Source organism: Ruegeria meonggei, from assembly GCF_042768335.1.
Lineage (GTDB): Bacteria > Pseudomonadota > Alphaproteobacteria > Rhodobacterales > Rhodobacteraceae > Ruegeria > Ruegeria meonggei.
In genome coordinates this window covers 2,492,100-2,514,318 of record NZ_JAXHBT010000001.1, presented here as the reverse complement: position 1 = coordinate 2,514,318, position 22,219 = coordinate 2,492,100, and the positions used below count along the sequence as shown (strand labels likewise).

At 57.0% G+C, this 22,219-nt stretch carries 23 protein-coding genes and 1 pseudogene; 17 read left to right on the top strand and 7 right to left on the bottom strand.

Annotated elements, in window-relative coordinates:
- Positions 1–3 precede the first annotated feature (3 nt).
- From SJY13_RS12325 to SJY13_RS12280, 10 genes are all read left to right on the top strand, one after another.
- Positions 4–210 carry a DUF1737 domain-containing protein gene (locus SJY13_RS12325; RefSeq protein WP_085822910.1) on the top strand — a complete coding sequence of 69 codons (207 nt, stop codon included), beginning with the start codon at positions 4–6 and terminating at the stop codon, positions 208–210.
- Positions 210–1,238 (top strand): MaoC family dehydratase, encoded by a 1,029-nt coding sequence (locus SJY13_RS12320; protein WP_377191265.1) that lies wholly within the window; start codon positions 210–212, stop codon positions 1,236–1,238. The genes SJY13_RS12325 and SJY13_RS12320 overlap by 1 nt, the downstream gene beginning before the upstream one ends.
- 58 nt (positions 1,239–1,296) lie before the next feature.
- On the top strand, positions 1,297–1,959 hold the full coding sequence (locus SJY13_RS12315) for a DUF1194 domain-containing protein (protein WP_085822908.1): 663 nt from the start codon (positions 1,297–1,299) through the stop codon (positions 1,957–1,959).
- A 198-nt stretch (positions 1,960–2,157) separates the two neighbouring features.
- Entirely contained in the window at positions 2,158–2,544 is a 387-nt protein-coding gene (gene sdhC, locus SJY13_RS12310; RefSeq protein ID WP_377191264.1) for a succinate dehydrogenase, cytochrome b556 subunit, read from the top strand.
- Positions 2,545–2,556: 12 nt separating this feature from the next.
- Positions 2,557–2,928 carry a succinate dehydrogenase, hydrophobic membrane anchor protein gene (sdhD, locus tag SJY13_RS12305; RefSeq protein ID WP_377191263.1) on the top strand — a complete coding sequence of 124 codons (372 nt, stop codon included), beginning with the start codon at positions 2,557–2,559 and terminating at the stop codon, positions 2,926–2,928.
- An 18-nt stretch (positions 2,929–2,946) separates the two neighbouring features.
- Positions 2,947–4,752, top strand: a complete 1,806-nt coding sequence (gene sdhA, locus SJY13_RS12300; RefSeq protein WP_377191262.1) for a succinate dehydrogenase flavoprotein subunit — start codon at positions 2,947–2,949, stop codon at positions 4,750–4,752.
- Between the two features lie 70 nt (positions 4,753–4,822).
- Positions 4,823–6,481 carry a glycosyltransferase family protein gene (locus SJY13_RS12295; protein WP_377191261.1) on the top strand — a complete coding sequence of 553 codons (1,659 nt, stop codon included), beginning with the start codon at positions 4,823–4,825 and terminating at the stop codon, positions 6,479–6,481.
- A 96-nt stretch (positions 6,482–6,577) separates the two neighbouring features.
- On the top strand, positions 6,578–7,357 hold the full coding sequence (locus SJY13_RS12290) for a succinate dehydrogenase iron-sulfur subunit (protein WP_377191260.1): 780 nt from the start codon (positions 6,578–6,580) through the stop codon (positions 7,355–7,357).
- A 128-nt stretch (positions 7,358–7,485) separates the two neighbouring features.
- Positions 7,486–7,632: a hypothetical protein gene (locus SJY13_RS12285; protein ID WP_377191259.1), complete on the top strand. Its 147-nt coding sequence runs from the start codon at positions 7,486–7,488 to the stop codon at positions 7,630–7,632.
- Positions 7,633–7,683: 51 nt separating this feature from the next.
- Positions 7,684–7,875, top strand: coding sequence for a hypothetical protein (locus tag SJY13_RS12280; protein ID WP_085822901.1), 192 nt, complete (start codon positions 7,684–7,686; stop codon positions 7,873–7,875).
- 38 nt (positions 7,876–7,913) lie between these two features.
- Here SJY13_RS12280 and deoD read toward each other — a convergent pair whose 3' ends face one another.
- The 3 genes from deoD to SJY13_RS12265 form a co-directional block, all read right to left on the bottom strand.
- On the bottom strand, positions 7,914–8,621 hold the full coding sequence (gene deoD / locus SJY13_RS12275) for a purine-nucleoside phosphorylase (protein WP_377191258.1): 708 nt from the start codon (positions 8,619–8,621) through the stop codon (positions 7,914–7,916).
- A 17-nt stretch (positions 8,622–8,638) separates the two neighbouring features.
- The gene (locus SJY13_RS12270) at positions 8,639–8,956 is read right to left on the bottom strand and encodes an H-NS histone family protein (protein WP_085822899.1); all 318 of its coding nucleotides are present in this window, start codon (positions 8,954–8,956) and stop codon (positions 8,639–8,641) included.
- A 126-nt stretch (positions 8,957–9,082) separates the two neighbouring features.
- Complete coding sequence (locus SJY13_RS12265; RefSeq protein WP_377193629.1) at positions 9,083–11,065, bottom strand: methylmalonyl-CoA mutase family protein; 1,983 nt, start codon at positions 11,063–11,065, stop codon at positions 9,083–9,085.
- 129 nt (positions 11,066–11,194) lie between these two features.
- Here SJY13_RS12265 and SJY13_RS12260 point away from each other — a divergent pair, with 129 nt between their 5' ends.
- The 7 genes and pseudogenes from SJY13_RS12260 to SJY13_RS12230 all read left to right on the top strand — a co-directional run bounded on the left by SJY13_RS12260 (position 11,195) and on the right by SJY13_RS12230 (position 18,106).
- Positions 11,195–12,583, top strand: a complete 1,389-nt coding sequence (locus tag SJY13_RS12260) for a 1-acyl-sn-glycerol-3-phosphate acyltransferase (protein ID WP_377191257.1) — start codon at positions 11,195–11,197, stop codon at positions 12,581–12,583.
- Between the two features lie 111 nt (positions 12,584–12,694).
- Entirely contained in the window at positions 12,695–13,981 is a 1,287-nt protein-coding gene (ccrA, locus tag SJY13_RS12255) for a crotonyl-CoA carboxylase/reductase (RefSeq protein WP_377191256.1), read from the top strand.
- Between the two features lie 206 nt (positions 13,982–14,187).
- Positions 14,188–14,406 (top strand): hypothetical protein, encoded by a 219-nt coding sequence (locus tag SJY13_RS12250; RefSeq protein WP_143534886.1) that lies wholly within the window; start codon positions 14,188–14,190, stop codon positions 14,404–14,406.
- Positions 14,345–15,064, top strand: a pseudogene (locus SJY13_RS12245) (helix-turn-helix transcriptional regulator). Before SJY13_RS12250 ends, SJY13_RS12245 begins: the two are co-directional and overlap by 62 nt.
- Before the next feature lie 84 nt (positions 15,065–15,148).
- Entirely contained in the window at positions 15,149–15,787 is a 639-nt protein-coding gene (locus SJY13_RS12240) for an acyl-homoserine-lactone synthase (protein WP_377191255.1), read from the top strand.
- Positions 15,788–15,848: 61 nt separating this feature from the next.
- Positions 15,849–17,381, top strand: coding sequence for an ATP-dependent DNA helicase (locus SJY13_RS12235; RefSeq protein WP_377191254.1), 1,533 nt, complete (start codon positions 15,849–15,851; stop codon positions 17,379–17,381).
- Positions 17,378–18,106 (top strand): SDR family oxidoreductase, encoded by a 729-nt coding sequence (locus SJY13_RS12230; protein WP_377191253.1) that lies wholly within the window; start codon positions 17,378–17,380, stop codon positions 18,104–18,106. Before SJY13_RS12235 ends, SJY13_RS12230 begins: the two co-directional genes overlap by 4 nt.
- Before the next feature lie 3 nt (positions 18,107–18,109).
- Here SJY13_RS12230 and SJY13_RS12225 read toward each other — a convergent pair whose 3' ends face one another.
- The 4 genes from SJY13_RS12225 to SJY13_RS12210 form a co-directional block, all read right to left on the bottom strand.
- Positions 18,110–18,877 (bottom strand): TIGR02186 family protein, encoded by a 768-nt coding sequence (locus SJY13_RS12225; RefSeq protein ID WP_085822891.1) that lies wholly within the window; start codon positions 18,875–18,877, stop codon positions 18,110–18,112.
- Between the two features lie 2 nt (positions 18,878–18,879).
- Positions 18,880–19,800, bottom strand: coding sequence for a sulfite exporter TauE/SafE family protein (locus SJY13_RS12220; RefSeq protein ID WP_085822890.1), 921 nt, complete (start codon positions 19,798–19,800; stop codon positions 18,880–18,882).
- A gap of 356 nt (positions 19,801–20,156) precedes the next feature.
- The gene (locus SJY13_RS12215; RefSeq protein WP_377191252.1) at positions 20,157–21,125 is read right to left on the bottom strand and encodes an ABC transporter permease; all 969 of its coding nucleotides are present in this window, start codon (positions 21,123–21,125) and stop codon (positions 20,157–20,159) included.
- Positions 21,125–22,219: an ABC transporter permease gene (locus SJY13_RS12210; protein WP_377191251.1), complete on the bottom strand. Its 1,095-nt coding sequence runs from the start codon at positions 22,217–22,219 to the stop codon at positions 21,125–21,127. The genes SJY13_RS12215 and SJY13_RS12210 overlap by 1 nt, the downstream gene beginning before the upstream one ends.

Here is a 22,219-nt window from a genome sequence, read left to right as displayed (position 1 = left end):
ATCGTGGCAAAACTCTATCGACTTCTGACCGAAGAAGACACCTCGGCCTTCTGCCACAAAGTGTCAGATGCGCTGGCAAAAGGATGGGAACTGCATGGCGACCCGTCTTACGCATACGACGCAGCAAACAGCGTGATGCGCTGTGCGCAGGCCGTGACCAAAGACGTCGCGGCCGATTACTCCCCCGACATGAAACTGGGACAGCAATAATGGCAAAAACCAATCCGGGCCGCTTTTTCGAGGATTATTCCATCGGTCAGGTCCTGCACCATGCGGTGCCGCGCACTGTGACTGATGGCGAGCGGGCGTTGTATCACGCGCTTTATCCGGCGCGGCATGCGCTTTATTCCTCGGATGAATTTGCCCGGAATTGTGGCCTGCCAAAAAGCCCGATTGACGATCTGGCGGCCTTTCACGTGGTGTTTGGCAAGACCGTGCCGGATATCTCGCTGAATGCGGTGGCCAACTTGGGTTATGCCGAGGGGCGCTGGCTGAAACCGGTATATCCCGGTGACACGTTGCGGTCGGAATCCGAGGTGATTGGCCTCAAGCAGAACTCGAATGGCAAGACCGGTGTGGTCTGGGTGCGGACCCGAGGTCTGAACCAACGCGACGAGGTGGTGATCGAATATGTGCGCTGGGTTATGGTGCGCAAGGCAAATCCGGACGCCGCTGCACCTGAAACCGTGCTGCCTGATCTTAAAAAGGTACTGGAACCAGGCGATCTGGTGGTGCCTCAGGGCCTTGATTTCTCGGCTTACAGCTTTAGCCAGTCGGGTGAGGCGCATCGCTGGGGCGACTACCAGATCGGGGAAACCATTGACCACGTCGACGGTGTGACAGTGGAAGAGGCCGAGCACATGCTGGCCACGCGTTTGTGGCAAAACACCGCCAAAGTGCATTTCGACCTGACCTTCCGCCCTGAGGGGCGGTTAATTTACGGCGGGCACGTGATCTCGATGGCAAGGGCGCTGTCCTTCAACGGGCTTGCCAATGCCCAGATGATCGTTGGCCTGAACGGTGGCGCGCATGCCAACCCCTGTTTCGCGGGCGATACGATCAAGGCCTGGTCCGAAGTTTTGGACAAAGCCGAAACCGACGTGCCGGGTGTCGGCGCCGTACGCTTGCGGCTGGTGGCCACCAAAGGTGGCGAACCTTTTGAGCTGAAAAACACCGAAGGCCGATACATGTCCAACGTCCTGCTGGATCTGGATTATTGGGCACTGATGCCAGTCTGAGGCGTCCGCCCCACATTCATGTGATCGCGGCCCGTGACATTCGTGCTAGGCTGCGATCATGGTCTTGTTCCGTTCCATTGCTGCCTGCCTTTGCCTGACCCCGCCCGCTATGGCCTGCGACCTTGCGCTGGCGCTGGCGGTGGATGTGTCGGGCTCGGTTGATTCAACTGAATACAGAATTCAAATGGACGGTCTGGCCGCAGGGCTGCGCGATCCCATCGTGTCCGAGGCGCTGCTGCGCGGCGAGGCGCGGCTGATGCTGGTGCAATGGACGGGCTCTTCGCGTCAAAAGATCACTGTCCCCTGGACCCATATTGACAGTTTTGAAACGCTTGACCGGTTTGCCGATCAGGTTGCCAGGGACCCCAGGGTTTGGCGCAATTTCTCAACCGCAATCGGTGAAGCGCTGGAGATGACGATGTCCAGTTTTGACAGCGTGAAGAACTGCAAACGTCATCTGATCGATATTTCCGGCGATGGGGTTTCCAACGAAGGGGTTGAGCCCTCGGAATTGCACGCGACACTGCGCACCAAGGGCGTGACAGTGAACGCAATTGCCATTGAGGAAAGCGAACCGGACCTGACTGCCTATTTCTTTGAAAACGTTATCGTGGGCGAGGGCGCATTCGTGGTTTCAGCCACTGGTTTCGCGGATTACCCGGAACGAATTCGTAAAAAGTTGTTGCGCGAGGTCACACAGCAGACTGCCGGTCTTGACTAGGCCGATCACAGATTCGCCGTGTAGGCGCTAACATCTGACGAACTCAGTTTTATTTGTGATCACGGGGTGATTTTGTGTGATCACAATCGTGCAATATCCGTGATTTTGCAGCAATTATCGGCTTTTTTGCATCTGCAGCACGTGACAGAGAGGCAAAAAACAGTAAAACCTTCGGAAGCCAACCGAAAAGGAGCCGCCATGGCCGATGTCAATCGGGGCAACCGCCCGTTATCGCCGCATCTGTCGATCTATCGTCCTCAGCTGACCTCGATCACATCCATCCTGACGCGCATTACCGGAAACGCCCTGCTTGTGGCGGCATTGTTGATTGTCTGGTGGTTTCTGGCTGCGGCCACCTCGCCCGAGGCTTTTGAACGCGCAAACTGGTGGCTTACTTCGGTTCTGGGTGATCTGGTTATGGCGCTGTCGCTTTGGGGGCTGTGGTATCACACCCTGGCTGGTGTCCGGCACTTGATCTGGGACAACGGGTACGGGCTGGACCTGCCCATTGCGGAAAAGCTGGGTTGGGCGGTTGTGATCGGTTCGGTCGTTCTGACCGCGATCACCTTGCTGATCGTCGCGTAAGGGAGGGCTGACATGCGTTATTTGACAGACCGTAAACGTGCGACCGGGTTGGGCTCTGCAAAATCCGGAACAGCACATTTCTGGCGGATGAAAGTCACCTCGGTGGCTTTGCTGATCCTTGTTCCGCTGTTCATCTTCACATTCGGTCCGGTGCTAGGGCAGCCCTTTGACTTGGTGCTGGACTATTATTCGCGCCCCTTCCCGGCGATTGTCGCCGCGCTGACGCTGCTTATCGGTTTCAAACACTTTGCCGAAGGTGCGCAGGTGATGCTTGAGGACTATGTCCATGGCACCATGGAAAAGGTTCTGATCATCCTTGTCACCTGCTTGTCTTACGGCGCTGCTGCCGCCGGACTGTTCGCCATCGCGCGCATTGCCCTCTAATTCCCGGAGCTGAAAGAAATGGCTGCATACGAATACGAAACACACGAATATGACGTGGTCGTTGTCGGCGCCGGTGGGGCAGGTCTGCGGGCCACCCTGGGCATGGCGGAACAAGGGTTGCGCACAGCTTGTGTGACCAAGGTTTTCCCGACACGTTCGCACACTGTTGCGGCGCAAGGCGGCATTGCCGCGTCCTTGTCGAACATGGGCCCGGACCACTGGCAGTGGCACATGTACGATACCGTCAAGGGTTCGGACTGGTTGGGTGACACCGATGCGATGGAGTATCTGGCGCGTGAGGCCCCTAAGGCCGTGTACGAGCTGGAACATTACGGTGTGCCCTTCAGCCGGACCGAAGAAGGCAAGATCTATCAGCGTCCTTTCGGTGGCCATACCACCGAGTTCGGTGAAGGCCCAGCGGTGCAGCGCACCTGTGCCGCCGCTGACCGGACCGGCCACGCGATCCTGCATACGCTCTATGGCCAGTCGCTGAAAAACAACGCCGAGTTCTATATCGAGTATTTTGCCATCGACCTGATCATGTCCGAGGACGGGCAATGTCAGGGTGTCGTGTGCTGGAAGCTGGACGACGGCACCATGCATGTCTTCAACGCCAAGATGGTGGTGCTGGCAACCGGCGGTTATGGCCGTGCCTATTTCAGCGCCACCTCAGCCCACACTTGCACTGGCGACGGTGGTGGTATGGTGGCCCGTGCCGGTCTGGCCCTGCAGGACATGGAGTTTGTGCAGTTCCACCCAACCGGCATTTACGGCTCGGGTTGTTTGATCACCGAGGGCGCACGTGGTGAGGGCGGTTATCTGACCAACTCGGAAGGTGAGCGGTTCATGGAGCGTTATGCGCCCCAATACAAGGATCTTGCGCCACGTGACTATGTCTCGCGTTCGATGACCATGGAGATCCGAGAAGGCCGAGGTCACGGAGACGGTGGCGATCATATTCACTTGAACCTCAGCCACCTGCCGTCTGAGGCTCTGGCGGAGCGTCTGCCAGGGATTTCGGAATCCGCGCGCGTGTTTGCGGGTGTGGACGTGACCAGGGAACCAATCCCGGTTTTACCGACTGTACATTACAACATGGGCGGTATCCCAACCAACTATTGGGGTGAGGTCCTGAATCCGACCGCTGACAATCCGACCGGCGTAGTTCCTGGCCTGATGGCCGTGGGTGAGGCCGGTTGTGCTTCTGTCCATGGCGCAAACCGTCTGGGTTCAAATTCGCTGATCGACCTTGTGGTCTTTGGCCGAGCGGCTGCAATCCGGGCCGGTAAGGTTGTCGATGCCGAGGCCTCGAACCCGGTTCTGAACCAGACATCGGTCGATGCTGCGTTTGATCGGTTTGATGCCGTGCGCAACGCCAGCGGATCGGTCCCGACTGCGGACCTGCGGCTTGAGATGCAAAAGACCATGCAAGAAGACGCGGCCGTGTTCCGAACCGCCAAAACCATGGCCGAAGGTGTCGAGAAGATGACGGCGATTGCCGCCAAGATGGACGACATCAAAGTCTCGGACCGGTCAATGGTCTGGAACAGCGACCTGATGGAGACGCTGGAGCTGACCAACCTGATGCCAAGCGCATTGGCCACTATCGTTGGTGCTGAGGCACGCAAAGAATCTCGCGGCGCCCACGCGCACGAGGATTTTGCCGAACGCGACGACGAGAACTGGCGCGTCCACACCGTGTCACGGGTCGAGGGCAACAAGGTTGACCTCAGCTATCGCCCGGTGATCGTCGATCCGCTCAGCACCGAAGCCGAAGGCGGCATCAGCCTCAAGAAAATCGCGCCCAAAGCACGGACTTTCTAATTGGACGCAACACTTAGTATGAGTGCAGTATTGCGCCATTGGAGTGACAGCAAAACGAAGGAGGGCGGAAATGGCTGAATTGGCACAAGACGGTTTCCGCCTTGCGGACGGGCTGCATTATCTTGAGTTTCTCAAGCGTTTGCATCTGACGCTAAAGCCTGAATGGTATTTTGAAATCGGCACGCAGACCGGAGCCAGTCTGAGGCTAAGCCACTCAAAGTCGATATCAGTAGATCCTGTTTTCGCAGTCCGGCATGAGGTGATTGGACCAAAACCCGAGCTTCATCTGTTTCAATGTGAAAGCGACGAGTTCTTTGCCTCAGACCATCTGACGACTTTGGGCGCAAAAATTGATCTGGCTTTCCTTGACGGCATGCATCTGATGGAGTTTCTCCTCAGGGATTTTATCAATACCGAACGCCAGTGTTCACGCGAAAGCGTGATTGTCATGCATGATTGTGTGCCCTGGAATAATGCCATCACCAAAAGACAACGGGAAACACAGAGCTGGACAGGTGATGTCTGGAAAATTGTTCCGATCCTCCAAAAGTACAGGCCAGATTTGGAGTTGGAAGTTGTCGACTGTGCGCCGACGGGCCTTGTGATTGTGACAGGGCTTGATGCCAACAACTCTGTTTTGTCCGATGCGTATGACGACATCCTCTCAGAGTTTGTTTCCATAGATCTCGATGATTACGGAAGCGCAAGGTACTTTGATGCGCTGGATATAGTTTCTGCGGTTGAAAGTAGGTGGGGTTCTTCTTGCCCCCGATTATTAGCCGAAGGCTGGGACCAAAACCCAGATATAGCGATTAAGGTCGCGGCGCCAAATCGCGAAGTTTTGGGCGATTGGGGCGACTATTATTTTGCGCTTGGTTTGGCGAAAGCGTTTTCCCGAATGGGATATCGTACTTCGATTGACCCTCAGGACGAATGGTACGCAAACAGCAATCCAGGAGGGCTGGACATTGTGCTGCGAGGGCGCGCAAATTTCAGCAAGCAACCTGGTAGAACATGCGTCTTCTGGTCGATCTCAAAAAGAATGCGGCCAACAAACTTTGCACAGGCCGATCACGTGTTTTTGGCATCAGGCAAAATGTATGAAGAAGCGCTGTCAACTGAGTACGCAGAAAAGTCATCGCTTTTGCCACAAGGATTCGATTCCGAAATAATGCGGCCACGCCAGTCTCTTCGCGGTGACGGATTGGTATTCGTTGGAAGAAACAGGTCTGGATTCGAACGCCCCTCATCTGCCTATGCAGCACGATCAGGGCGCGATTTGAAAATTTGGGGACCGGGCTGGAAAGGTACTGAATTCGAGAAGTATCTTTGCGCAGATGGGATAGACAACTCTGGTCTGTCAGAGGTGTACACCAAGGCAGACATTGTGCTGAACGACCACACGCCTCAGATGAAAGAAAACGGACAAGTCTCGAATAGAATTTTCGACACGCTAGCGTGTGGTGCGGTTCCGGTTTCCGATGATGTCGCGTGGTTGCCGGCAGATCTTCGTGAATTCGTTTACCTTTTTGAAGACGAGGAAAGCTTTAACAAGGTGGTGAAAGCGGCGTTATCGGAAACTGATGCAACGCGCAAAAAGCGTCTTGAGTTTGCCAAGCTTATGCAGGAGCGGCATTCCTTCACAGAGCGAGCAACGAAAATTTTGTGTGTCTTCCATCAATTGGCCGAGAACCGCGAACAACCAGTCGAAGTTGGAGGCGAAGTATGACTCGTCAAATGCATGTCCCGACGAAATCTGTTTTTTCAGTTTCATGCGGGTTGGTTTCTTTTTCAATCGGTCCATACCCTTCCGGAGGTTTCTAACGTGGTACAACTGACTCTCCCAAAGAATTCCCGGATCACCACCGGCAAAACCTGGCCCAAGCCCGAAGGCTCCGGCACTGTTCGCAAGTTTCAGATCTATCGCTGGAACCCCGAAGATGGGCAGAACCCGCGGGTGGACACCTATTTCGTCGATATGGACAGCTGCGGTCCGATGGTTCTGGACGCGCTGATCAAGATCAAGAATGAGATTGATCCGACCCTGACCTTTCGCCGGTCCTGCCGCGAAGGTATCTGCGGGTCTTGCGCGATGAATATCGACGGGATCAATACTCTGGCCTGTATCTACGGCATGGATGAGATCAAGGGCGATGTGAAAATCTATCCGCTGCCGCATATGCCGGTGGTCAAGGACCTGATCCCGGATCTGACACACTTCTACGCCCAGCACGCCTCGATCATGCCGTGGCTCGAGACCAAGACCAACCGTCCGGCAAAGGAATGGAAGCAGTCCATTGAAGATCGCAAGAAACTGGACGGTCTGTATGAATGTGTGATGTGCGCCAGCTGCTCGACCTCGTGTCCGAGTTACTGGTGGAACGGCGATCGATATCTCGGCCCCGCCGCCTTGTTGCATGCCTATCGCTGGATCATAGACAGCCGGGATGAAGCAACGGGTGAGCGTTTGGATGAGCTGGAAGACCCATTCAAACTGTACCGTTGCCACACGATCATGAACTGCGCCAAGACCTGTCCGAAGGGTCTGAACCCGGCCAAGGCGATTGCCGAGATCAAAAAGATGATGGTCGAACGCGCCGTCTGAACCTGGTTGCTTCGGCCGTCTTGCGGTCAGCGCATGGCAAGAATGCGAAACTATCCAATGTGATCAAACCTGTTCGAATGTATGGTTCGAACAGGGAGGAGTGATGAAACCAAGACGGAATCGCTCCGATGCAGACACAACACGCAGATACCAAAACAAAAGCAGCTGAAGCGCTGGAACTGCTGGGACAGGCTTGGGCCTATTACACCCCGGACACGCCACAAACGGATGCGCAGCGGGAACCAGAGCTGTTCGAATACGCGAACGCCGCCTGATCTTATCTTCCTGCACTTGTAAATTTTGACCAAAGCGGGCACTGCACTGGCATGCCCGTTTTGTTGCTTTTACTGCTTGTCGGAGTGTTCGCCTATTTTGCCTGGCGCGCGCGCACATCCTCTTTGACGCGGGACTGCCGGTGGCGGCAGCACCGCAAAGAAGGGTTTTGGACCTGTACCTATTGCGGCGCGCAACAGAAAGGCGAAGACGCCCCGACCCAGTGCCTGAACCGAAAGCCCTGACGGAGTAGGGCGGTCGCCCGCCCGGTCCGTGTTTGGGCTTAGCCCGGAAAGGCGGCCTGCAGTGCAATCTCGACCATATCGCCAAAGCTGCTTTCGCGTTCGGACGCGGGCAGGGCCTCACCAGTGAGAAGGTGATCGGAAACGGTCAGCACCGCCAACGCCCGGCATTTGTGACGTGCGGCAAGGATGTAAAGCTCGGCGGCCTCCATCTCGACCCCGAGGATGCCGTGCCGCACCATCTGCTCGTTCAGATCGGATCGTTCGTCATAGAACACGTCCGAGGAATAAATCCCGCCAATATGTGTTGGCGTACCCTTGGCAGCAGCGGCCGTGGCGGCGGCTTGCAGAAGACCCCAATCCGCGCAGGGCGCAAAGTTCAACTCTTTCAGGATACCGCGCGACGGGGTGCTGAGCGTTGTTGATGTCATCGCGAGAATGACATCGCGAACATTGACGCTGTCCTGCATACCCCCACAAGACCCAATTCTGATCAGGGTTTTGGCCCCGTAATCCCGGATCAGTTCGTTCACATAGATCGACAGGGACGGCATTCCCATGCCGCTGCCCTGAATTGTAACCGGATTTCCGCGCCAGGTTCCGGTAAAACCCAGCATCCCGCGCACGTTATTGACCAGCTTGACGTCATTCAAAAACGTTTCAGCTGCCCATTTCGCACGATAGGGGTCACCAGGCAATAAAACGGTTTCAGCGATTTCGCCTTTTTCAGCACCGATGTGAATTGTCATTTTGACACCAATTCCTGTCAGATTTCCAAATCTGAAATGTCGGCACCCGATTTCAGGGCGTCGTGAATCCATTGCGGTTTGCGCCCGCGACCCGACCAAGTTTGATCCGGATTGGCTGGGTTTTTGTATTTTGCGTTTGCTTTTCGACCTTTACTGGCCCCGCCGCTGACCTCTGATAACTCAGACAGTGAAAACCCAAATTCGGCCGCCGCTTTTTCGGCTGCTTTCAAGGCTTCTTTGCGTTCGCGTTTTTCGGCGTCTTTTAGCGCTTTTTCAACGTTATTACGCAATTCCAACAGGTCTTTGCGCGACATTTTTTCCAGGCTGATCGCCATCGTTATTCTCCGTTCCGATAAACCGTCATGAGTGGACGCAATAGCGCACCGTAGTTCGACGCACGGCATTTATCTATCCCTTTTGTTAAAGGAATAGATGTTGAGATATACGAAGTAGAACGATTGTTATTCAGCAGCGAGATTCTGCGGATCAACCAGCGTTACGATGTCACCCATTATGGTGTTCAATTCGAAGTTCTTGGGAGTGTAGATTTCAGCCACACCCATTGCTTTTAGCTTGGCCGCATCGTCATCCGGGATAATGCCTCCGACAATCACCGGAACATTGTCCAGCCCTTCTTCGTGCAGACGGTTCATCACGTCCTGCACCAGTGGAATATGGCTGCCCGACAGGATCGACAGGCCAATCACATGGGCCTTGTCTTCGATCGCGGCGGTAACGATTTCCTCGGGTGTCAGGCGGATGCCTTCATAATTGATGTCCATGCCACAGTCGCGGGCACGGAAGGCAATCTGCTCGGCCCCGTTTGAGTGGCCGTCCAGGCCGGGTTTGCCGACCAGGAACTTCAGGCGGCGCCCCAGCTTATCGCTGACCGTATCCACGGCAGCACGCAGATCTTCCAGCCCTTCGGTCTTGTTTGAAACCGAGCCGGACACGCCGGTCGGGCCGCGATAGGTGCCATAGACCTTGCGCATCTCTTCGGCCCATTCTCCGGTGGTCACACCAGCCTTAGCGGCGGCAATCGACGGCTCCATCACGTTGGTGCCGGTTTGCGCTGCTTCGCGAAGCGCTGCCAAAGCGGTAGCCACAGCCGCATCATCGCGCGAAGCCCGCCACTCGTTCAGGCGATCAATCTGTTCCTGCTCGACCGCCGGGTCGACGACCATGATGCCGCCATCTTCGGTTTCCAACGGCGAAGGCTCGCCCTCGGTCCATTTATTCACGCCGACAACGATGGTTTCGTTGCGTTCGATCCGGTTCAGACGTTCTGCGTTCGAATCCACCAGGCGTGACTTCATGTATTCGATCGAAGCGACAGCGCCGCCCATCGAATCCAGGTTTGCCAGCTCCGCACGCGCGCCTTCTTTCAACTCTTCAACCTTGGCATCAACAGCCGGGTTGCCATCAAACAGATCGCCATATTCCAACAGGTCGGTCTCATAGGCCAGAATCTGCTGCATCCGCATCGACCATTGCTGATCCCAGGGCCGCGGCAATCCCAGCGCCTCGTTCCAGGCGGGCAATTGCACCGCTCGGGCGCGGGCCCTTTTCGACAGTGTTACGGCCAGCATCTCAATCAGGATGCGGTAGACATTGTTTTCAGGCTGTTGCTCGGTCAGACCCAGCGAGTTTACCTGAACGCCATAGCGGAAGCGGCGGAATTTGGGATCCTCAACGCCATAGCGTTGTTGCAAAATCTCATCCCAAAGGTCGACAAAAGCCCGCATTTTGCACATTTCGGTAACAAAACGTATGCCGGCGTTCACAAAGAACGAAATCCGGCCACACAGCGCCGGAAAATCCTCGGCCGGCACCCGTGGGCGCAACTCATCCAGAACGGCAATCGCTGTGGCCAAGGCGTAGGACAGTTCCTGCTCGGGCGTCGCGCCAGCCTCTTGCAGGTGATAGGAACACACGTTCATTGGGTTCCATTTTGGCACGTTGGTATAGCAATACTCGGCCACGTCGGCGATCATCTTCAGCGACGGTTTCGGCGGGCAGACATACGTTCCGCGGCTCAGGTATTCCTTAATCAGATCGTTTTGAACGGTGCCCTGCAGGTTCGACACGTCCGCGCCCTGTTCTTCGGCCACGGCGATGTAAAGTGCCAGCAACCAAGGGGCTGTGGCGTTGATCGTCATCGAGGTGTTCATCTGTTCCAACGGAATCTGATCGAACAAAACCCGCATGTCACCTAGATGTCCGATAGGCACGCCTACCTTGCCAACCTCACCTCGGGCCAGCGTGTGGTCGCTGTCATAGCCGGTTTGAGTCGGCAAATCGAAGGCCACGGACAGCCCGGTTTGACCTTTCGCCAGGTTCCCACGATACAGCGCGTTCGAAGCTTTTGCGGTGGAATGACCGGCATAGGTTCGGATGAGCCAGGGGCGATCTTTCTGCGTCTGCGTCATAGCGAGGCCTCGTATCTGGGGTGGGCAACAAAATTACGTTCTTGGGTTCTAAAGCGCAATTTTCGGGATATGTCAATTCGCTGCGTCGCGGCATATCGGGTTCTTCAGATTGTAGGACGCAGCGTTTGGTGGCAGGGTGCGCAAATGACTCAGACCGTGGAGCTTCCGCTTTGGCTGTTTTTGCTGATCGTGGTGTTTGCCGCGGTCACTCTGGCCTCGCATTTCTTGTTCCCATCGGTGCGCTGGTTCTTTCGCCGTCGCCTTGAACGGGCGGTCAAACGGGTAAACCAACGCCTGCAACGGCCGATACAACCGTTCAAGCTGGCGCGGCGTCACGATATGATTCAGCGGTTGATCTATGACCCGCAGGTCGGGCAGGCGGTGCAGGCGCATGCGCGAGAAACAGGCATGCCCGAGGCTGTGGCTTTTGAACAGGCGCGCGGCTATGCGCGCGAGATTGTTCCGTCGTTTTCCGCGGTCGCCTATTTCAGCATCGCCATCCGCATGGCCCGGATGCTGAGCAATGCGTTCTACGACGTACGGCTTAGCCATAAAGACGAAGATGCCCTGAAAGGTATTGACCCCGAAGCGACAGTTGTCTTTGTCATGAACCACCGCAGTAACATGGACTACGTGCTGGTCACCTATCTGGCGGCGCGGCAATCGGCATTGTCTTACGCGGTGGGAGAATGGGCCAGAGTCTGGCCTCTCAGCCGTCTGATCCGGGCTATGGGAGCGTATTTCATTCGCCGCAAATCCGGCAGCGATCTATACCGGCAAGTGCTGGCCTGTTACGTGCGACACGCGACCGAGGCCGGGGTGACACAAGCCATGTTCCCCGAAGGCGGGCTTAGCCTGACCGGTGCATTGGGGCGTCCAAAGCTAGGTCTGCTGAAATACATCATTGATGGCACGTCGATCGAGGGTAGAGACGTTGTCTTTGTACCGGTTGCATTGAATTACGACCGGGTTCTTGAAGATACGATCCTGACCAAGGCCGCGCTGGGCAACCAAAGACGCTTTCGGGCCCGCATTGGTGTGATCACGTGGTGGATTCTGAAACAGATCGGTCAGCGATTAATCGGGCGATACAAGCGGTTCGGGATAGCGTCGGTCCGATATGGGCAGCCAATCTCGCTGAATACGTTTCGGGCGGATCATGATCGCAACCTCATGACGGATCTGGCGCGCGAGCTGATTGGGCGTATCGCGGCCGAAATCCCTCTGGTCCCCGGACCCGCTGCCTGCTGGCTGGTGCGAGACAAGAGGGAATGGGTCGAAGACGATTTGGTTGACCTGATTGGCAAGCTGATGCGACGTGACGGAATTTCCGCGGACCCCGGTCCGGTGCCGATACGGGCTGCCATCGATCAACTGGTTGACCGTCGCATCCTGCGGCGCGACGGTGGAAAAATAACTCTGTCTGGTCAAAGAGTTGACCTGTTGGATTATTATGCGGCGTCAGCGCCATTGAATGAAACCCTTGTGATTGCTGCGACCGCAAAGGAAATTTCTGCACCTGCTGGGTCATAAAATTACAAAATGGCGTCAAAATCAGTTGCAATATTTCTTCTCGGCCCATATTCCATCGAATAGGCAAGCGATTCTGCATCGCGGCAAACGTTTAAAACAAAGGAGGCCAATATGGCTCTGGACACCGACAGCGGCATCGCGTCGTACGAGGCACCGGAAAAAGACCTCTATGAGATGGGTGAAATCCCTCCGATGGGCTTTGTCCCGAAACAAATGTATGCGTGGGCCATCCGCAAAGAGCGCCACGGCGAGCCAAACACGGCCATGCAGCTGGAAGTGGTCGATGTACCCAAGCTGGACAGCCACGAAGTGCTGGTTCTGGTGATGGCCGCTGGCGTAAACTACAACGGCGTCTGGGCGTCGCTGGGTAAACCGATCAGCCCGTTCGACGGCCATGGACAACCGTTCCACATCGCGGGTTCTGATGCGTCCGGCATCGTTTGGGCTGTGGGTGACAAGGTCAAGCGCTGGAAAGTTGGCGACGAGGTTGTGATTCACTGCAACCAGGATGACGGCGATGATGAGGCCTGCAACGGCGGCGATCCGATGTATTCGGACAGCCAGCGCATCTGGGGTTATGAAACCCCCGATGGCTCGTTCGCGCAGTTCACTAATGTGCAGGCGCAGCAGCTGATGCCGCGCCCCAAGCACCTGACCTGGGAAGAAAGCGCCTGTTACACGCTGACACTGGCCACGGCCTACCGGATGCTGTTCGGTCACGAGCCGCATGACCTGAAGCCCGGCCAGAACGTTCTGGTCTGGGGGGCGTCGGGTGGTCTGGGCTCTTACGCGATCCAGCTGATCAATACAGCCGGTGCAAACGCCATTGGTGTGATCTCGGACGAAAGCAAACGTGACTTTGTCATGGACCTGGGTGCCAAGGGCGTTCTGAACCGCAAAGATTTCAACTGCTGGGGTCAGCTGCCGACGGTGAACACTCCGGAATATGCCGACTGGTTCAAAGAGGCCCGCAAGTTCGGCAAGGCCATCTGGGACATCACAGGCAAGGGCAACAACGTTGACATGGTGTTCGAACACCCGGGCGAAAGCACCTTCCCGGTGTCGACATTTGTGGTGAAAAAGGGCGGTATGGTTGTGATCTGTGCCGGGACCACCGGTTACAATCTGACCTTTGACGTCCGCTACATGTGGATGCACCAGAAGCGTCTTCAGGGGTCGCATTTTGCGCACCTGAAGCAGGCAGCGGCCGCAAACCAGCTGATGGTCGAGCGCCGTCTGGACCCCTGCATGTCCGAGGTGTTCTCGTGGAGCGATCTTCCCGAAGCGCATATGAAGATGCTGCGGAACGAACATAAGCCCGGCAACATGTCGGTTTTGGTTCAGGCACCGCGGACCGGAATGCGTACTTTGGAAGAGGTTCTGGAAGCGCGCAGCTAAGCAGCAATAAAAATAATTAATTGCACCCGCGAATCGACCATTCGACTCGCGGGTGTTTTCTATTTGGAAGAACATGCAGTAATTTCAGCGGCTTACGGATGTCGACCCCCCTATTTTTGGGGAGTAGAAACCAGTGAATAGTCAAAAAAACTATGTACATGTTATGGTTGTGTTAACCCTTCGTTAACCGTTTCGGAGAGACCCTGATGGCGAAAAATGAGTGGATACTGGACGTTTTGTCGGACCTCAACGCCTTCGCGGTTGAGAACGGTTTGATTGCGCTTGCCGAGCAGTTGGATGACACCAAACTGATCGCGGCGGCGGAAATCGCGTCCATGAAGACTGAGGTACGGGCGCCCGCGGATGGGAACAAAACTCGATATGAGCCAGGTCCTGGAGGACTTGGAAAGCACCAGCACGCTTGAAGAATTAAGCACTGTCGCCGTCCGGATTCGCGACAGGCTGCAAATCGAACATCTCATTTACCATTGGGTCGACGGGGCTGGCGAACAATACGGGTATACCACTTATCCCGATGCCTGGGCCGAAGCGTACCGCGAGCGAAATTACCATCGCATTGACCCTGTCATTCTAGGCTGCTTCCAGCGGTTCCATCCTGTTGACTGGAAAACGCTGGACTGGTCCGGCAAGGTGGCCAAAGCCTTTTTGCAGGATGCGCTAAGTCACGGTGTCGGCAATCAGGGTTATTCGATTCCCATCCGTGGTCCAAACGGGCAGTTCGCTTTGTTCACAGTCAATCACACCTGTGACGACGAGACCTAGCAGAGATTCATCGACTCACATGGGCGTGAATTGATTCTGATCGCACATTTCTTCAATCGCAAAGCACTGGAATTCGAACGCAGTCGACGGCCGGATGTTCCGCGGGGACTGTCGCCGCGCGAAGTGGACGCTATGACCCTACTGGCCTTGGGTTACAGCCGGGCGCAAGTGGCGCATTCGCTCTCCATTTCCGAGCACACGCTTCGGGTTTATATCGAAAGCGCGCGCGCCAAACTTGGGGCGCAGAACACCACCCATGCGATCGCCACGGCCCTGAGTAGAGGATTAATAGTGGTTTAAGGCGCGTCCGTTCTTAAAACGGGAAATTAACCATGACTTCGTACCCCCTTCGTTCTTGCACAGGACGACAAGGGGAAAAAAGTCATGTTGCGCTATTTGTTTGCCGACGAACTGCACAAGTTTCCGGATTTGGCCGAGGGGATGTTTCAGGATCGCGCAGATCAGTTCAAAACCCGGCTGGGCTGGGATGTTCACGTAAACGAGAAAGGGGAAGAGCGGGATCAATATGACGATCTGAACCCGCTCTATGTCATCTGGGAGGAAGAGGATGGCCGCCATGGGGGCTCGATGCGCATCCTGCCGACCACCGGCCCTGTAATGACAAACGAGGTGTTCGGCCACCTGACCGGCGGCCGCCCGATAAACAGCCCGCTGATCTGGGAGGTGACGCGGTTTTGCCTGTCCCGCACGGCCGGCCCTCATACCGCCGGGGCTATCATGCTCAGCGGTGGCGAGGTTATGGAGGGGTTCGGCTTGACCCATATCGCAGGCGTATTTGATGCTCGGATGATTCGGATCTATCGTCTTATCGGATCTTCGCCCGAGGTGCTGGGGGCCGAGGGCTCTGGGCGGGATCGGATTTCTGTCGGGCTCTGGCCCTATTCGGCCGCGGATTGTAACCGTGTGGCCGAACGTGCCGGCATCCCGCGAGAGCTGTCGCGGCTCTGGTTCAAAACGGCCTTTGGCACTGGTCGACAGCACAGATTCGCGCTGTCGGCGTAGAGGGCGGGAAAACTCAATTCCCTATCTGGCGATAGCTGGCGCGGCCCTGTAGGGTCGCGCTATGTCTTTGCCCCCAGTGACCTTCTCGGACGATCAGGCTGCCGCCTATGACAGCATCTCAGAGATGCTGAAAACCGCAGGTGTCGATCTGGATGATGATGCCCTCTTGAAACTGCCCGGCGCAGGCAAATCCGGCGTCATGGCAGTGATCGGCAAGGCGGGATCCGGCAAAACCTTGTTGCTGGCCGAGCTTTACAAGGCGCTGGCCGAGACCGGCGTGCAGATCGTGTCCGGTGATTTCGAAAGCCGCAAAGCACGAGATAAACGCAGCCTGGCTATCCTCGCGCCCACCAACAAGGCCGCCAGCGTTCTACGCCTAAGGGGTGTGCCCGCGACAACGATTCACCGTATTCTTTACACCCCGGTCTATGACCCCGAATATGAACGGATTGCTGACTGGCTGGCCGGGAACGATGACCGCCCCGAGATCGAAGGGCTGACCGACGAAGCCCTGGACCGCGCGGCCGCGTTTTATGCCAACAACAAGTCGATCCCCGGCGCGCTGGCGGCTGCCGGGTTGCGGGGATCGGATTTCATCACTGGCTGGAAACGCCGGGACGAGCCGCTGGATATTGGCTTTGTAGATGAGGCCTCGATGCTGGATGATCGCCAATTCGAAGACCTGCAGGAAATCTTTCCTACGCTTTTGCTGTTTGGCGATCCGGCGCAGCTGGCGCCGGTCAACCAGTCAGGCAGTATGGTGTTCGAGGCGCTGCCGGACCCGCGTAAACTGATCCTGCACCGCGTCCACCGTCAGCAGGCTGACAACCCCATTCTGGACCTCGCGCATGCGCTGGCGGACCCTCAGATGGGGTTCGAGGATTTTGAACGTCTGGTCGAGCAAACTGCACGACAGGACGATCGTGTCGTATGGGGGCAACGGGTCGAGGTCGACCTGATGGCGCGTAGCCCGGTTCTGGTCTGGCGCAACGCCACGCGCATTCGCCTGATCCAGGCGTTCCGGAACGTTCATAGCGCACCGGATACCGAACTGCTGGAGGGGGAGCCGCTGATTTGCGACGGTATCGAGCTGCCGCTGAAGCACCGCAAGAAGCGTCTCGACCTTGAGGCGCGCGGGTTGATCAAGGGCGCGCAGGTCGTTTACCTGGGACCTGGACGCAAGCCGGGGTTTTCGCGTTTGCACGTGATCGGCGCCGAGGACCCGCAGGTCAGCGCGGCGTCGATTGTCAAAATCGAAATGCCCGACGAAGAAGAGCCGTTTATTCCCTATGCTGCCCGCATGGGGGCGACTTTTCTGCATGGGGCCGCCGTTACCATCCATAAGGCGCAAGGGTCGCAATGGGACACGGTTCAGGTCTTTGCGCCGGATATCTATGCTGCCGCTCGGATGGGCAGGACAGAGGCTGGACAACCACTGTGGAAACGGCTGGCATATGTGGCCATCACCCGCGCGCAGGAGCGTTTGATCTGGGTGGTGCGGAACCGTCTGGCCAAGCCCACCTATCCGCTGCGCGTAGACGACCTGCGGGCCGCACCAGCAGCGTCTCTGACCCTTGAGGCCGAAGAAATATGACTTCCATCATCATCACAGGGGCAAGTTCGGGCATAGGTCGCGCTACGGCCGAGCTGTTTCTGACCGAAGGCTGGACAGTTGGCCTGTTGGCGCGCAGTGCGGACAGGCTGAACGAAATGGCCAAGAGCCACCCAAACGCGATTCCACTGGTGGCGGATGTGACGGACCCTGATGCGATCCTAACCGCCTTTTCAACCTTTCAGGAAACAGCCGGTCACCTGGACGTGCTGTTTAACAACGCAGGGATATTTGCGCCCGGTGGCACCATTGACGAGATCGCGTTGGAGGACTGGTACAACAGCGTCAACGTGAACCTGAACGGTATGTTCCTGTGTGCGCGCGAGGCGTTTCGGATCATGCGCCACCAAACGCCGCAGGGTGGGCGCATCATCAATAACGGCTCGATCGCTGCTTATGTGCCGCGTCCGAACTCGGTGCATTATTCGGCCACCAAACATGCCATCACCGGCCTGACGCGCAGCCTGTCCCTGGACGGGCGGGATTTCGGCATTGCATGTGGTCAGATTGACATCGGTAATGCGCGCACGCCGATTGTGCAGGGCTTGGTCGACGCCGCCAAGGCCGCTGGTCAGCAGCCCGATCCGACCATGGCAGTGGAAGACGCAGCGCGTTCGGTCTTGCATATGGCCAATTTGCCGCCTGAGGCCAACGTGCAGTTCATGACTGTGATGGCCACCACGATGCCCTACATCGGTCGCGGATAGCAGTTACTTCTCACGCAGCAGCCTGAAGGCCGTGGATGCACTCCAACCTGCCGCAATCGCAATAACCAGCGACATCAGGCCGTACCAGACGGGTTGCTGGCGGGACATGTTGTAAAGAAACCTTTCCAATCCAACCTTGCGGACGTCGATGGTGGTTTCGAACTGCGAGACAACCATCTTGCCGCGCGTCAGGTAGATGCGCGCGACGTAATCCCCTTCGGTTAGGTCAGCAGGCATCGCAATCGAGGTCCGGAACAGGGTCTGCTCGTCCACAGCGACGGTGTTTTCGCGGATCGAATAAAGACCTTCATCCTCGCGGATACGCACTACAGCGTCTGCAAAGTTCTGCGCGCCCCGGATATGCATCGCTGCCCCGACCGAGCGGATGGCACGCTCGATGGATATCCGATAGCGCAGGTCTTCGGTGCCCGACAGGATTGCCTCAAGGGGCGCGCTGGTAGCGACAGCGTAAAAACTGGGGGCAAGGTCGACAAGCACGCTGTCGGTGTTGACCCAGATGCCCAGTTTCCGCTCTTTGCGGCGTACGGTTACAGGGCTCGAAGGTCCGGCTACAGCTACAATGACCTCAAGTGGGGGACCCGGTGGGATAGGGGCTTCACGCTTGATGGCGCCAAAAATCAGAATTTCCGAGCCGTCGAAATTGGCCGTTATAGCAACCCGGTCCTGGCTGAGCCCCAGCACGACCTGTTCCTCAACCGCCAGCGCGGGAGTGCAGCACAGTGCCAGCAGGGCAATCAGGCGTTTCAGCATGATCAGTGCCCCCCGTCTCTGCCAAGCGAGTAGAGCTCGGACGGTTCAAGCAGCAAATCCAACGCCAGCTTGCCGCAGACCACAAGAACCAAGGCCGCCAGAAGCACCCGGAGCTGTTCTGCTGGCATCCTTGCTCCGATCACTGTGCCGATCTGTGCGCCAATGACGCCACCCACCAGCAGCAGAACGGCCAGAACGATGTCGACCGTATAGTTCGTGGTGGCGTGCAGCATCGTGGTGAAGGCGGTCACGAAGATGATCTGAAACAGCGAGGTCCCGACAACAACCTTGGTGGGCATACCCAACAGGTAGATCATCGCCGGCACCATGATGAACCCTCCGCCGACACCCATGATCGCGGACAGAACCCCGACACACAGCCCCACCAACATCGGTGGGATGACCGAGATATAAAGGCCTGAGGTGCGAAAGCGCATCTTGAAAGGCATCGAATGAACCCAGCCGCGCTGGCGCCGTTTTGCGGGCCCCGCCGTGCCTTTGCGGGACTTGCGCAGGGCGTTCACGCTTTCGATGAACATCAGGCCGCCGACGACGCCCAGAAAGACCACATAGCAAAGCGTCACCAGCAGATCGACCTGGCCCAGGCTTTTAAGATAATTGAACACAACCACCCCTAGGGCAGCACCTATCAACCCTCCGGTCAACAGGACCGTCCCCATCCTCAGATCCACCGTCTTTCGTCGGAAATGCGCCAGCACGCCGGAAAAGGATGAGGCAACGATCTGATTGGCCTCGGTTGCAACGGCGACGGCTGGTGGGATGCCAATGAAGAACAACAGCGGCGTCATCAGAAATCCGCCCCCGACGCCGAACATGCCCGACAGGATGCCAACCATGCCCCCCAGCCCCAACAGCAAAAAGGCGTTTACGGAAACTTCGGCGATGGGAAGGTAAATTTGCATGATGGACTATGTATTGAGGCCAGATGCATTGCGCCCTGCAATACTGCTTGCCTCAGAAAAATATGGTTTGGCTTGAGCGCGGCGAACAGCGGTGAACCCGCTGTGCCACACGGTGGAGGACTGTCGATCGTGCGATTTAAACCGCTGACCCTTGATCAGTTGGTACGGTCGAATGCGTTGTTTTGACTGAATTGCAAGGCAACACTGCGGCTCCGGCACCCCGGCAAGCTGTGTTCCGAGGCGGGCTATTGCAGGAAACATACGCATACCCCTTTAGAGCGGTTGCCGCATGCAAAATCAACTCTGCATGCGGCGGCGCAGCGAACAGGACTGAAAGGAGTTCGAAACTGGACCTATCAGCGTTCTTTCACATAAGGCTCGCCCCCCGCCCGTGGCGGGATGGCCTTGCCCACGAATCCGGCCAGAATGACAACTGTCAGGATATAGGGCAGGGCGTCCATGACCTGCACCGGAATGACCACGCCGCCCAGATCGATGTTCTGGAACCGAAGCGCCACGGCTTGAAGCAAACCAAACAGCAGGCAGGCGCCCATAGCATGCCACGGTCGCCATTTCGCAAAGATCAGCGCGGCCAGCGCGATGAACCCACGTCCGGCCGTCATTTCCTTAACGAATCCGGCCTGCAAGGCGGTGGCCAGATAGGCCCCGGCAATACCGCAGAGCACGCCGCAGATGGCAACAGCAGCGAATCTCAAGCCAACTACGGACACACCAGCCGTATCCACAGCCGCCGGATTTTCACCCACAGCGCGCAGGCGCAAGCCAAACCGGGTGCGATACAGAACCCACCAGGTGAGCGGCACCATCAGGAATGCGACATAGACCAGTATCGAGTGGCCGGACAACAGCTCGGCATAGATTGGCCCGATGATCGGCACGTTGCTCAGTGAGTTGGCAAAGGGAAAGGTGATCGGCTCGAATCGCCCCCCACCAAACAAAGAGGGCGTGCGACCTCCTTGTTTGAACCAGCTTTGGGCGATCAGTACGGTCAGGCCCGACGCAAGGAAGTTGATCGCAACCCCTGAAATCAGCTGATTTCCCCTGAAGGTGATCGAGGCCAGCCCGTGCAAACCGGACAGAACCAGCGAAGAGGCGATGCCAGCCAACAGCCCCAGCCAGACCGAGCCCGTCACCGCCGCAACAGCTGCCGAAAAGAAGGCCGCCATCAGCATCTTGCCTTCCAGTCCGATGTCGAAAATGCCAGCGCGTTCCGAATAGAGCCCAGCCAGACACGCCAGCAGCAACGGGGTGGCCAGACGAACAGTCGAGTCGAGAACCTGGATGAGTGTTATGAAAAACTCCATCACTCGGCCTCCTTCCGCAGGCTGAGAAACAGCTTTTCAAGCGGCATCCGAACCATGTTGTCCAACGCCCCGGTGAACAGGATCACCAGCGCCTGAATAACAACGATCAATTCGCGCGGGATCGACGTCCACAACGCCAGTTCGGCACCGCCCTGATAAAGGAATCCGAACAGGATCGCGGCCAGGAACACTCCGAAGGGATGTGACCGGCCCATCAGCGCAACAGCAATCCCGATGAACCCGGCCCCTTCGGTCGAATTCAGAACCAGCCGTTCGGCTTCACCCATCACGTTGTTGGTGGCCATCAACCCCGCCAGCGCGCCTGAGATCAGCATGGCGATGATGGTGATACGCACCGGCGAAATCCCTGCATAGACCGCACCGGTTTCGGAATGACCGTAGGCGCGCAGTTCATATCCCAGCCGGGTCCGCCAGATCAGAGCCCAGACAACAAAGCAGGCCAGAATGGCCACAAAGAACGAAATATTCGCAGGCGCCCCCCGAAAGACAATGTTCTCAGCAGTCGAGAACATGGACTGGAAGGTCGGCAGATGCACCGCTTCGGGGAAACGTGCTGTCGCCGGGTCTTGCGAGCCCTGAGGCCGCATCACGTTGACCAGCATGTAATTCAGAAGGGCGGCGGCGATGAAGTTGAACATGATTGTCGTAATCACGATATGACTGCCGCGCTTGGCCTGCAGATAGGCTGGGATTGCAGCCCAGGCCGCCCCAAAGATCATCGACGCGGCGCAGGCGGCCAGCAAGGCGATGCTCCAATGTGGCCAAGGCACATACAGGCAAACGATGGCAACGCCGAGCCCGCCCAGCATCGCCTGACCTTCGCCCCCGATATTGAACATGCGGGCGTGGAATGCCACCGCGACGGCTAACCCTGTGAACATGAAATTGGTCGCGTAATAGAGCGTATAGCCCCAGCCATAGGTCGATCCCAACGCGCCGGTGACCATCAGGTTCACCGCCTCAATCGGGTTTTCTCCAATGGCGAGGATCACCAGAGCGGACAGGATAGTGGCCAACAGAAGGCTGATCAGCGGGATCAGAACGACATCGGCCCATTTGGGCATTTTATCCAT